Raw genomic sequence first — 11246 nt, forward strand, 5'->3', positions numbered from 1 at the left:
GCGTCAATTCAGAAAATCACTATCAACTTATTCGCCATGCTATCGAACGTTATTGCGGCATTCCGGTTTTGGGCCGCTTGCCGGTCATGGACGATGTTGCCTTGCCATCACGCCATTTGGGGCTGATTCCGGCACAAGAGCGAGGCGGTGCACTATCCAAACAACCTGATAACTCGCCACGCTGGCAACAATTGGCCCAGCAGGTTGAAGCCTTTATCGATCTGGACCGCTTGTTGACCCTGACTTCAAGCACCCAACGCCCTGTTGGAACCCCACCCGCATTGCCTTCTCAAGTTTTGGCCGACGGGCTGACATTGGCCTTAGCCGAAGATGAAGCTTTTAATTTTTACTATCCCGATAACCTTGATTTGCTGGAGCAAGCTGGCGTGCGCATCCAGCGTTTCAGCCCGCTGCATGATCGCCATCTGCCGGCTTGTCAGATGATTTATCTGGGCGGCGGTTATCCCGAAATTCACGCCAGTGCACTGGCAGAAAATACCGCGATACATGCGGCGCTACAGCAAGCCCACCGGCAGCAAATCCCGATGTATGCCGAATGTGGCGGCTTGATGTATTTGGGGGATGCTCTGACGGATGAAAGCGGACAGCGCCATCGGATGGTGGGAGTTTTGGCCGGAGAAAGCCGGATGGGAAAACGCCTGACTCGCTTCGGTTACTGTCAGGCCGAGGCCCGCAGCGACACATTACTAGCCGCGTCTGGCGAAATTCTACGCGGTCATGAGTTCCATTATTCCGATTTTACCAGCCCACTGACACCCGTTTTTGATAGCAGTAAATGGCGCGATGGCGAAGTTATTCAGCGTTGGCACAGTGGCTATCAAGTGCAACGGACTCAGGCCAGTTATCTGCATATTCACTTTGCTCAGCGCCCCGGATTATTGGATGGCTGGCTGACTGCTGCCCGGAGTGTGCTATGACCCTGAGCGCGTGGTTTGTTGCTTTCCTGTTGGACCATTGGCTCGGCGACCCGCCACGTTGGCCGCATCCGGTGCGCTGGATGGGTAATCTGATCACGCTGTTGCAGAGAGCCATTCGCGCCGTGTGTCATAGCGAGCGGGCACTCAAATGGGGTGGTGCGGTGCTGTGGTTACTGGTGGTGGGGATCACCTGGCTCGTCAGCTGGGGGTTTTTATGGCTGATGACAGAGATTAATCCGTGGCTCGGCTGGTTAGCACAAGTGTGGATGATTTACACCTTACTGGCCGGACGCTGCTTGAGTGACGCGGCATTAGCGGTTTTTGATGCGCTACAACACGGAACCCTGGCGCAAAGTCGTGAAAAGCTGTCATGGATTGTTGGGCGTGATACTTCGCAATTGGAGAAACCACAAATCACCCGTGCGGTGGTAGAGACCGTGGCCGAGAACAGTGTCGATGGCGTGATTGCTCCGCTGTTTTTCCTGATGCTGGGGGGGGCTCCGCTGGCAATGGCTTATAAAGCGGTAAATACCCTTGATTCGATGGTGGGATATAAAACGCCGAAATATCGTGCAATTGGCTATGTCTCTGCCCGTATAGATGATGTCGCCAATTGGCTTCCTGCACGCCTCAGTTGGCTGTTACTCAGCATCGCAGCCTGGTTGATTCAGGCTGATTATCGTCAGGCGTTGCGCATTGGTTGGCGCGACCGTTATCAACACTCCAGCCCGAACTGCGCCTGGTCGGAAGCCACGGTGGCGGGAGCGTTGGGCATCCGCTTGGGTGGCCCGAATGATTACTTTGGTGAGCGGGTGGAGAAGCCGTGGATTGGCGATGAGCGGCGTGAAATCGCTCTGAGTGATATTCCACGCAGCATTCATTTGATGATGATGGCGTCGCTATTGGCCCTTTTATTGTTCGCTCTGACCCATCTGCTGTTGGTCGGTATTTAACAAGGATAACCCCATGAACTATATAAAAAACCCGCAGGAAATCGAGAAAAATAGCTTCGTTATCATTGGCGATATTATCGCCGCTGAGCGGCCAGAGACTCGGTTTGCCAGTGCGATGCATGAAGCGGTTGTCAAGCGGGTTATCCACACTACAGCGGATTTTGACTGGCTGGATATTCTGCATTTTTCACCGGATGTGCTGACCCGTATTGCTGAGGGTTTACGTCGAGGATGCACGCTGTATACCGACACGACAATGGCGATGTCGGGTATTAACAAAACACTGTTAAAGCAGATGGGATGCGAGTGTCGCTGCTATATCAGTGATCCGCGCGTGGTAGAGAGTGCGCCGGTACAGGGAATTACCCGCTCGATGGCCGCGGTAGATGTAGCTTTGGCGGAGCCGGGCGAAAAACTGTTTGTGTTCGGCAATGCACCGACGGCGTTATTCCGTTTGTTAGAACGGCAAGCGTCCCCGGTGGCGGTCATCGGCGTGCCGGTGGGGTTTGTTGGTGCGGCGGAATCCAAAGATGCGTTGGTGGCAAGTGGTTTGCCGTGTATTGCCGCGCTGGGGCGCAAAGGGGGCAGTAACGTGGCGGCAGCCATTATCAACGCCATCCTCTATCAGTTACAAAGGACGCAACTACGGGGGGCGCTATGAGCGACGGTCTGGCCAGTGATAGCCCTATAAATGATGATATTGCGCTGCAAAACCAGCAATTAGACAGCATTTGGCACAACGGCAAGCAGTACCGTAAAGGCTATACCACCGGTTCCTGTGCCACGGCGGCGGCCAAAGTGGCGGCGCTGATGGTGTTGCGTCAGCAAGTGATTGATCAAATTTCTATTGTGACGCCTTCCGGCATCACTTTGTGTCTGAATGTTGAGCAGCCGTTGATTGAAGGTCAGCAAGCCACCGCCGCAATCCGCAAAGATGGCGGCGATGATGTTGATGCTACCCACGGCATGCTGATTTTTGCCCGCGTGACCCTCACCGAACAGACCGACATTACTCTGCGAGGCGGCGAAGGTGTGGGAACTGTTACCCGCAAAGGAATTGGGTTGCCGGTCGGCAGCAGCGCCATTAACCGCACTCCGCGCCAAACCATCGAAGCCGCAGTGCGTGAAGTCATCGGCCCATTGCGTGGCGCAGAAGTCGAAATCTTTGCGCCGGAAGGCGAGGAACGAGCGAAGAAAACCTACAACGGGCGGCTAGGGATTCTGGGCGGGATTTCCATCATCGGTACCACCGGTATTGTGACGCCAATGTCAGAAGAGAGCTGGAAACGCTCACTGGCGCTGGAGCTGGAAATGAAGCGGGCAGCCGGTGAAGATCGCGTCATTTTGGTGCCGGGTAATCACGGCGAGCGCTTTGTCCGCGACCACCTGGGGCTGGATAGCCAACGGGTGGTCACCATGAGTAATTTTGTCGGCTATATGCTGCAAGAAACCGTGCGCTTGGGGTTCCGCCGCGTTTTGTTAGTGGGGCATCCGGGCAAATTGGTCAAAGTGGCCGCCGGTATCTTCCATACCCACAGCCATATTGCTGATGGACGTATGGAGACGCTGGTGGCGCATTTGGCCTTAATGGGTGCACCCCATGCGCTATTACTTGAAGTTAATCAGTGTGATACCACGGAAGCGGCAATGGAGTTAATTGCCGAGCAGGGTTGGCAGGGCGTCTATTCGCGTATCTGCGAGCGTATCTGCGAGCGCATCGCTGAGATGATGCGTTTCTCGGTTAATCCACCACAGTGCGACGCCATTTTATTCTCTTTTGATAATCAGGTGCTGGGTAGCAACCGGCCACTGGATGAGATTGTGGAGGCGTTACGATGATTACGGTGGTGGGGATTGGCCCTGGTGATGTTGATTATCTGACACCCGCAGCTCGACGGGCTATCGAACGCGCCGAAGTTCTGGTTGGCGGTAAGCGCCATCTGGAGACATTGAACTGCGATAGTAAAGAGTCGCGCTTGTTGGATGCTGATCTATTAGGGCTATTGGAGTGGCTGGATAGCAATAAGCATCGCGCCATTGTGGTGCTGGCCTCGGGAGATCCTTTGCTGTATGGCATCGGCAAATTGCTGGCAGCAAACTTCAGCGCTGAGGAGTTGCATATCGTTCCCGGCATTAGCGCAATTCAATATTTGTGCGCCAAAGCTGCACTGGATATGAACGACCTCTTTCTTACCAGCAGTCATGGTCGTGAACCCGATTTTGACTGGATCTTCCAGCACGACAAAGTGGCGATGGTGACCGACGGCATTATTGGCCCAAGAGCTATTGCTGATGCGCTACAGCAACGTGGTCTGTCTCGTACCTTGATTATTGGTGAAAACCTCTCGCAACCCAACGAACGAATTTATCGCCTGCCAGCAGAGCAAGTGGCTGCCCGCTATGACATGAATGTGGTGGTGATCCTCAATGAAAGATGAGCTGTTCCTACGTGGGCAAAAAGTCCCGATGACCAAAGAAGCGGTGCGAGTATTGGCACTGGAACGGCTGAGTTTGTCAGATGCGACTCACTTGATTGATGTGGGGGCGGGTACTGGCAGTGTGGCATTGGAAGCGGCTTTGCGTTTTCCTGATTTACGGGTGACGGCGATTGAACGGAATCCGGTAGCACTTGAGTTGATTAATGAAAATCGCCAGCGGCTAGGGTGTCGCAAGGTAGACATTATTGCCGGAGTCGCTCCTTTACCTTTATCCGATAAAGCCGATGCCATTTTTATTGGTGGCAGTGGCGGTCATCTGACCGACCTTATCGACTGGTCATTGATGATGTTAAATCCCGGTGGCCGCCTGGTATTGACCTTTATTTTGCTCAATAACCTCAATGAAGCATTAAGCCATTTACAGACCTGCGTCGTTAGCGAGCTGGATTGTGTGCAATTGCAACTCTCCACTCTGACCCCTCTGGGTAGCGGGCACTATTTTAAACCGAATAATCCTACTTATCTTATTTCCTGCCACAAGGAGGCGAGCAATGTCTGAGCATCCTAATGCCGTATCAGCATCTGTTACACCCCCCCCTGTTATACCAACCTGGGATACGCAAAAAGTCTGGTTTGTTGGTGCTGGGCCGGGTGACAAAGAGCTGATCACACTAAAAGGTTACCGCTTGCTGCAACAGGCACAGGTGGTTATCTATGCTGGATCACTTATCAATACTGAGCTGTTGGAATATTGCTCTGCCGAGGCTGAATGTCACGACAGCGCGGGATTAAATTTGGAACAAATCATCACACTGATGGTGGAGGGTGTGCGGGCGGGCAAGCTGGTGGTGCGGTTACAAACCGGTGATCTCTCTTTGTATGGCTCTATTCGTGAACAGGGCGAAGTCTTGGGCGAACACGGCATCGGCTTTGTGTCAGTACCCGGTGTCAGTGCTTTCTTGGGCGCAGCGGCACAACTGGGGGTGGAATACACCGTACCTGAAGTGGCACAAAGCTTAATTATCACTCGTATCGAGGGGCGCACTCCGATGCCGCCACTGGAACAACTGGAAGCTTTTGCCGCTCATCAAACTTCAATGGCTATTTTCTTGTCAGTACAGGAAATGGACCGAGTGGCCGATCGCTTAATCGCCGGTGGTTATCCCGCGGATACGCCAGTCGCAGTGGTATACAAAGCGACTTGGGCTGAGAGCCGCACAGTCCGCGGCACACTGGCGGATATCGCCGAGTTGGTTCGCGCGGCCGCTATTCATAAAACGGCTCTGATTTTGGTGGGGGCATTCCTCGGTGATGAATACCACTATTCCAAACTCTATGACGCGGGGTTTAGCCATGAATATCGTCAAGCCTGAATCAATCGCGGTATTTTGCCTGACACCCGGTGGTGTGCGGCTGGCGCGACGCCTGCAAACTCACTTGCCGCTGACCTGTTTTACCAGTGACAAATTACTGGAAGAGGGTTTTTTGCCCTTTAACGGCAGTTTTGGCGACACCCTTCGTGAAGCATTTAAACAGTATTCAGCACTGGTGGTGGTCGGAGCTATTGGCCTAACGGTGCGGGTTATCGCGCCGCTGGTAAACGACAAAATGACCGACCCTGCGGTGGTGGTGATTGATGAGCGCGGGCAACACGTCGTCAGTTTGCTGTCGGGGCATGTGGGAGGAGCGAATACCCTAACCCGTTACCTTGCTGGCATTTTGGGGGCTGACCCGGTGATAACCACTGCCACCGATGTTAACGAGATGGCGGCGCTGGACACACTGGCAACCCAGCTGGATGCCGAAATGCAAGATTTCCGCCACGCGGTCAAAGTGGTCAATCAAATGTTGGTCAGTAACCAGAAAGTCGGGCTGTGGTGGGACACTCCGCTGTTGGCGGAACGTGAGCGCTGTGACACGCGGGGGTTCGTGCCGGTTGATTGTTTGGATCAACTTAGTTTGGATCAACTTAGTTTGGAGCAACGCCCCCCATTAGACGCCTTAGTGTGCATCACGTTGCGCGACACTCTGCCGCTGCCCGCTGATCAACTGGCGACGTTGCCAGTTTATAAGCTGGTGCCACGCCGGGTAGTGGCGGGTATTGGTTGCCGCCGTGCCACCTCTCTGCAAACGCTGGTTGAATTGCTGCAACAGCAAATGGCCGAAAATCATTTTGATATCATGGCATTACGAGCGATTGGCAGCGTCACAATAAAAAAAGATGAACCGGCGCTGCATCAATTGGCTAAATGCTGGCGAGTCCCGTTCGAACTGTTCAGCGTCGGCGAACTGAGCCGCCATGAACAACGTTTCCCTGCTTCTGATTTTGTCCGCCAAACGGTGGGTGTCGGTAGCGTTTCACAACCGGTCGCCTGGCTGATGAGCGACGGTAAATTGGTTGGCAATACTCTGCGTCAGCAGGGCGTCACCATCACTCTGGGAGTATCGCATTAATGTTAACCGTAATTGGCATTGGGCCAGGCAGTGAATCAATGATGACGCAGGACGCTATCGCCGCTATTCGCGAAGCAGAAATTATTGTCGGTTACAAAACCTATACCCATCTGGTCAAATCCATGACCCTGGATAAACAGGTGATTAAAACTGGCATGTGTAAAGAGATTGAGCGCTGTCAGGCGGCGATTGACCTGGCCCTGGCCGGTCATAACGTGGCGCTTATCAGCAGTGGCGATGCCGGTATTTACGGCATGGCGGGTTTGGTGTTGGAGCTGGTCACACAGCAACAGTTGGAGTTAGAAGTCCGGTTGGTAGCCGGTATTACCGCCAGTATCGCGGCGGCCTCACTGCTCGGCGCACCGCTGATGCATGACTTTTGTCATATCAGCCTGAGTGATTTGATGACGCCGTGGGAAGTGATTGAAAAACGCATTATCGCAGCGGCACAAGCCGAGTTTGTTATCTGCTTCTATAACCCGCGCAGCCGTGGCCGCGAAGGGCATTTAGCACGGGCGTTCGAGCTGATGCAGCCGTGGAAGAAAGCCGCAACGCCAGTGGGTGTGGTGAAGGCGGCAGGGCGCAAAAAACAGGAAAAATGGCTAACCACAATAGGTGAAATGGATTTTGAACCGGTGGATATGACCAGTTTGGTGATTGTTGGCAATCAGGCCACTTATTGCCGCAATGGACTGATGATAACGCCACGGGGCTATTCATTATAAAGGGGAATTCATTATGACGGGCTATTCATTATGACCCATGACCATCCGCCGATTCATATTTTTGGCGGCACCAGTGATGCCCGGCTGATTTGCCAACTGCTGGACGAATTTGGCGAGCGCTACAGCCTGTCGGTCGCTACCGATGCGGGTAAACAACTGGCGGGCGATATTGGCGGCGAGGTATTGGTCGGGCGGATGGATGCAGCACAAATGGCCGATTTTCTTATCACCAGACAGGTGCAGTGGGTAGTTGATGCTTCACACCCCTACGCCGACCTGCTCAGTGACAATGTGGCCACCGCTTGCGGGCAATCAAATGTAGTACTGACGCGTTATCAGCGCCCGAGTGAAATTGACGCTATTCATCATCCGCAGCTCTACAAAGTAGACAGTGCAGCGGCAGCGTGCGCCGTGGCGCAAGGTTTAGGGCCGCGAGTGCTCTTGACCACCGGCAGCAAGCAGTTGGCGGAGTATCAACAGCGGCTGACCGGTAAAACCTTGTTAGCGCGAGTGCTGCCAACGGCTGAAGTGCTGAGCCAATGTGAGGCTCTGGGGTTGGGGGTAGACAATATTATCGCGCTGCGTGGGCCATTCAGCGCGCAATTCAATCATGCGCTGTATGAGTTTTGCCAGCCAGATGTGGTTATCACCAAGGAGTCTGGCGCACAAGGTGGCTACCAGGAAAAAGTGGCGCCCTGTCTGGCACTGAATATTCCCTGCATTGTGGTGCACCGTCCGGCCGCCGTGGTGTTGGGCAGTCTTGGGCAACAAGTGACTTCATTGGATGAATTTACCCGACATCTGATGCACTGGCAGCAATCTGGCCCACTGGCAAGAACAACGAGGACAACAAAATGAAAAAAGCACTGTTGGTGATCAGTTTCGGTACCAGTTATGAACACACCCGCCAAAAGAACATTGAAGCTTGTGAGCAACAGCTATCGACGGCTTATAGCGATCGCGATGTGTTCCGCGCCTTTACCTCAGAAATGATCATTCGCAAGCTACGTAAACGCGATGGTTTGTTGATCAATAACCCGCGAGAAGCACTGAAACACCTGGCTGAACAGGGTTATCAAGATGTGGCTATTCAATCACTGCATGTGATTAATGGCGATGAATACGAAAAAATCGCTACTGAAGTGCGCGGTTTTAGCGACTGTTTTCATCATCTGGTATTGGGCACACCACTGTTAAGCAGCTTTGCCGATTACCAGCAATTATTAGTGGCACTGCAAGCACAAATGCCTCCGTTGGCGGCGGATGAGCGGGTGGTATTTATGGGCCACGGGGCCAGTCACTTCGCCTTTTCTGCTTATGCCTGCCTTGACCATTTAATGACTTCTCTCAACTTCCCTGCTTTGGTTGGTGCGGTGGAAAGTTATCCGGAAATCGGCCACATCATTAGCCGCTTACAGCAGCAGGGGGTGCGCAAAGTACATCTGATGCCATTGATGCTGGTGGCCGGTGATCATGCCATCAATGACATGGCTTCTGAAGAGCCGGATTCATGGCGTTCACAACTGGAAGCTGCGGGTATCAGTGCGCAATCATGGCTGCAAGGATTGGGAGAGAATCCATTGATTCGCCAGATGTTTGTTCAGCATCTGGCGAGTGCATTGCAGCAAAAACAGCAGGAGGCAGCGTAATGAGCGGCAGACTTTATGCATTGGGTGTTGGCCCTGGAGCCAGCGATTTAATCACCGTACGGGCGGCACGGCTGATAGCCAAACTGGATGTGTTGTATGCCCCGGCAGGGCGTAAAGGTGGTGACAGTCTGGCGCTGTCAATTGTGCGCGAATATTTATCACCTAACACCGAAATCCGCACCTGCCATTTCCCGATGAGCGCCGATGACAGCGAAAAGCAGGCGGTGTGGGATGAGGTGGCACAACAGCTGCAAGCGGAAGTTGCGCAGGGTCGTCAGGTGGGTTTTATCACCCTCGGCGACGCTATGTTATTTAGCACATGGGTATTTTTGCTAGAACGTATTGGTCGGCCAGATTGGTTGGAAATTGTCCCCGGAGTCACTTCCTTTGCCGCCATTGCCTCACGTGCCGCATTGCCCTTGGCGATGGAGCAACAATCGCTGGCGGTTATGTCTTGCACTGCCCCAGAAGCCGAGCTGGAACGCGCTTTGCGCGATCACGACTGCGTAGTGCTGATGAAAGTATATGGCCGTTTTGCACAAATTCAGGCGTTATTGGGCCGGTTAAATCTGTTCCCGCATGCGCTGTTGATGTCTGAAGCTTCATTACCCGGCGAGGTGTGCTGGCGTCAGTTGGATACCCTTGCCGCTGACCAGCCATTGCCCTACTTCTCGACCATTTTAGTCAATAAACAGCAACGAGTTATTTAAAAACAAATAGTTATCTAATTTTATTTAGATACTCAACATTATAGGAGTCACTCATGGAAATGGAAAGACAGTTAAAAAAACTATCGTTTACCGGGGTTACGATGGCAATCCTGCTAACGATTGCCCCGAATGATGTTTTTGCCATGCACATTATGGAAGGTTTTTTGCCGCCGATGTGGGCGCTGGCTTGGTGGATACTGTTCCTGCCGTGTTTGTTTATGGGGCTGGTTCGTTTGAAACAGATTGTCGCTGAAGACAGCAATCAAAAAGTCCTGTTAGCGCTGTGCGGCGCCTTTATTTTCGTGTTATCGGCACTGAAAATTCCATCGGTGACCGGCAGTTGTTCGCATCCGACCGGCGTCGGGCTGGCGGTTATTCTGTTTGGGCCGGTAGTGGTGGCGGTATTGGGGGCCATTGTGCTGCTGTTCCAGGCGTTATTACTGGCGCATGGCGGCCTGACAACCTTGGGTGCTAACGGCATGTCAATGGCGGTTATTGGGCCAGTAGTGGGCTATCTGGTGTGGAAGTTGGCCTGTAAAGCGGGATTGCGCCGCGACGTCGGGGTATTTCTTTGCGCCATGCTCGCAGATTTAACCACTTACTTTGTCACCTCGGTACAGCTTGGTCTGGCTTTCCCTGATCCGCAATTTGGTGTCAGCGGTTCGATTATCAAGTTTATGGGGGTGTTCTGCATTACCCAGATCCCGATAGCCATCGCTGAAGGCTTGCTGACAGTGATGATTTACGACCAATTAACCAAACGTCAGTTAATCCACGCAGGGACTCACTAACATGAAAAAGACGCTTATTTTGCTGGCGATGGTGATCGCTCTGGTCATAATGCCGTTCTTTATTAATCACGGTGGTGAATATGGTGGCTCAGATGGTGAAGCCGAAACTCTGATTCAGACTACCGCACCTCACTATCAGCCGTGGTTCACGCCGTTATATGAACCCGCCAGTGGTGAAATTGAAAGCCTGCTGTTTACCCTGCAAGGTTCCATTGGGGCAGCGGTGATTTTCTATATCTTGGGCTATTACCGGGGGAAACGCGGTGAGCATGCTGGGGATTGATAAACTAAGTTATCAAAGCCGCTGGCGACAGGCCGATCCAATGGGAAAATTGGTGCTATATGCCGTTTTCCTGTTGGCCGCCATGCTTAGCCCGCCGATGTATCAGGCGCTGCTCTTGGTGTTTATCGCCGCCCTGACATGTTACCTGTTGCGGGTGGGGCCACGCCGTTACTTACGCTGGCTGGCAATACCGCTCTCTTTCCTATTGGTGGGGTTGGTCACGATTGTGATATCACTCTCGCGCCAACCGGAGAACCTGTGGTGGGGGATGCAGATAGGGCATTGGTGGCTGGGGCTTGATAAAG

15 protein-coding genes are annotated in these 11246 nt (G+C 53.0%); all 15 read left to right on the top strand.

Annotated features, from left to right (window positions below):
* The coding region (locus ACNSO8_RS05915; protein WP_418394103.1) for a cobyrinate a,c-diamide synthase at positions 1–938 on the top strand (938 nt) is incomplete at its 5' end.
* Positions 935–1891: an adenosylcobinamide-phosphate synthase CbiB gene (gene cbiB, locus ACNSO8_RS05920; RefSeq protein ID WP_418394104.1), complete on the top strand. Its 957-nt coding sequence runs from the start codon at positions 935–937 to the stop codon at positions 1889–1891. The genes ACNSO8_RS05915 and cbiB, both read left to right, overlap by 4 nt.
* Positions 1892–1904: 13 nt before the next feature.
* Complete coding sequence (locus ACNSO8_RS05925; protein WP_019082788.1) at positions 1905–2552, top strand: cobalt-precorrin-8 methylmutase; 648 nt, start codon at positions 1905–1907, stop codon at positions 2550–2552.
* The gene (cbiD, locus tag ACNSO8_RS05930) at positions 2549–3730 is read left to right on the top strand and encodes a cobalt-precorrin-5B (C(1))-methyltransferase CbiD (RefSeq protein WP_019080981.1); all 1182 of its coding nucleotides are present in this window, start codon (positions 2549–2551) and stop codon (positions 3728–3730) included. Before ACNSO8_RS05925 ends, cbiD begins: the two co-directional genes overlap by 4 nt.
* Positions 3727–4329: a cobalt-precorrin-7 (C(5))-methyltransferase gene (locus ACNSO8_RS05935; protein ID WP_019082789.1), complete on the top strand. Its 603-nt coding sequence runs from the start codon at positions 3727–3729 to the stop codon at positions 4327–4329. The genes cbiD and ACNSO8_RS05935 overlap by 4 nt, the downstream gene beginning before the upstream one ends.
* Positions 4319–4888 carry a decarboxylating cobalt-precorrin-6B (C(15))-methyltransferase gene (locus ACNSO8_RS05940; protein ID WP_050160010.1) on the top strand — a complete coding sequence of 190 codons (570 nt, stop codon included), beginning with the start codon at positions 4319–4321 and terminating at the stop codon, positions 4886–4888. Before ACNSO8_RS05935 ends, ACNSO8_RS05940 begins: the two co-directional genes overlap by 11 nt.
* Positions 4881–5702 (top strand): cobalt-precorrin-4 methyltransferase, encoded by an 822-nt coding sequence (locus tag ACNSO8_RS05945; protein WP_019080978.1) that lies wholly within the window; start codon positions 4881–4883, stop codon positions 5700–5702. Before ACNSO8_RS05940 ends, ACNSO8_RS05945 begins: the two co-directional genes overlap by 8 nt.
* A complete protein-coding gene (gene cbiG / locus ACNSO8_RS05950; protein ID WP_019080977.1) occupies positions 5683–6783 on the top strand; it encodes a cobalt-precorrin 5A hydrolase in 1101 nt (366 codons plus the stop codon). Before ACNSO8_RS05945 ends, cbiG begins: the two co-directional genes overlap by 20 nt.
* The gene (locus tag ACNSO8_RS05955; RefSeq protein WP_418394105.1) at positions 6783–7508 is read left to right on the top strand and encodes a precorrin-3B C(17)-methyltransferase; all 726 of its coding nucleotides are present in this window, start codon (positions 6783–6785) and stop codon (positions 7506–7508) included. Before cbiG ends, ACNSO8_RS05955 begins: the two co-directional genes overlap by 1 nt.
* Positions 7509–7538: 30 nt before the next feature.
* The gene (locus tag ACNSO8_RS05960; protein WP_418394106.1) at positions 7539–8366 is read left to right on the top strand and encodes a cobalt-precorrin-6A reductase; all 828 of its coding nucleotides are present in this window, start codon (positions 7539–7541) and stop codon (positions 8364–8366) included.
* Positions 8363–9157 (top strand): sirohydrochlorin cobaltochelatase, encoded by a 795-nt coding sequence (gene cbiK, locus ACNSO8_RS05965; protein ID WP_019082793.1) that lies wholly within the window; start codon positions 8363–8365, stop codon positions 9155–9157. The genes ACNSO8_RS05960 and cbiK overlap by 4 nt, the downstream gene beginning before the upstream one ends.
* Positions 9157–9867, top strand: coding sequence for a cobalt-factor II C(20)-methyltransferase (locus ACNSO8_RS05970; RefSeq protein ID WP_019080973.1), 711 nt, complete (start codon positions 9157–9159; stop codon positions 9865–9867). The genes cbiK and ACNSO8_RS05970 overlap by 1 nt, the downstream gene beginning before the upstream one ends.
* Positions 9868–9920: 53 nt before the next feature.
* Positions 9921–10658: a cobalt ECF transporter S component CbiM gene (cbiM, locus tag ACNSO8_RS05975; protein ID WP_019080972.1), complete on the top strand. Its 738-nt coding sequence runs from the start codon at positions 9921–9923 to the stop codon at positions 10656–10658.
* A gap of 1 nt (position 10659) precedes the next feature.
* A complete protein-coding gene (locus ACNSO8_RS05980; RefSeq protein ID WP_004699340.1) occupies positions 10660–10941 on the top strand; it encodes an energy-coupling factor ABC transporter substrate-binding protein in 282 nt (93 codons plus the stop codon).
* On the top strand, positions 10928–11246 hold a 319-nt coding region (locus ACNSO8_RS05985), incomplete at its 3' end, for a CbiQ family ECF transporter T component (RefSeq protein ID WP_418394107.1). The genes ACNSO8_RS05980 and ACNSO8_RS05985, both read left to right, overlap by 14 nt.

This window comes from Yersinia sp. LJYL362 (assembly GCF_048323875.1).

Excerpts from the sequence above, each read along its gene's own strand:
- ACNSO8_RS05980 (WP_004699340.1), top strand. The coding sequence starts at position 10,660 with ATGAAAAAGACGCTTATTTTGCTGGCGATGGTGATCGCTCTGGTCATA.
- cbiM (WP_019080972.1), top strand. The coding sequence starts at position 9,921 with ATGGAAATGGAAAGACAGTTAAAAAAACTATCGTTTACCGGGGTTACG.
- ACNSO8_RS05940 (WP_050160010.1), top strand. The coding sequence starts at position 4,319 with ATGAAAGATGAGCTGTTCCTACGTGGGCAAAAAGTCCCGATGACCAAA.
- ACNSO8_RS05970 (WP_019080973.1), top strand. The coding sequence starts at position 9,157 with ATGAGCGGCAGACTTTATGCATTGGGTGTTGGCCCTGGAGCCAGCGAT.
- cbiK (WP_019082793.1), top strand. The coding sequence starts at position 8,363 with ATGAAAAAAGCACTGTTGGTGATCAGTTTCGGTACCAGTTATGAACAC.
- ACNSO8_RS05945 (WP_019080978.1), top strand. The coding sequence starts at position 4,881 with ATGTCTGAGCATCCTAATGCCGTATCAGCATCTGTTACACCCCCCCCT.
- ACNSO8_RS05925 (WP_019082788.1), top strand. The coding sequence starts at position 1,905 with ATGAACTATATAAAAAACCCGCAGGAAATCGAGAAAAATAGCTTCGTT.
- ACNSO8_RS05935 (WP_019082789.1), top strand. The coding sequence starts at position 3,727 with ATGATTACGGTGGTGGGGATTGGCCCTGGTGATGTTGATTATCTGACA.
- cbiB (WP_418394104.1), top strand. The coding sequence starts at position 935 with ATGACCCTGAGCGCGTGGTTTGTTGCTTTCCTGTTGGACCATTGGCTC.
- cbiD (WP_019080981.1), top strand. The coding sequence starts at position 2,549 with ATGAGCGACGGTCTGGCCAGTGATAGCCCTATAAATGATGATATTGCG.
- cbiG (WP_019080977.1), top strand. The coding sequence starts at position 5,683 with ATGAATATCGTCAAGCCTGAATCAATCGCGGTATTTTGCCTGACACCC.
- ACNSO8_RS05955 (WP_418394105.1), top strand. The coding sequence starts at position 6,783 with ATGTTAACCGTAATTGGCATTGGGCCAGGCAGTGAATCAATGATGACG.
- ACNSO8_RS05960 (WP_418394106.1), top strand. The coding sequence starts at position 7,539 with ATGACCCATGACCATCCGCCGATTCATATTTTTGGCGGCACCAGTGAT.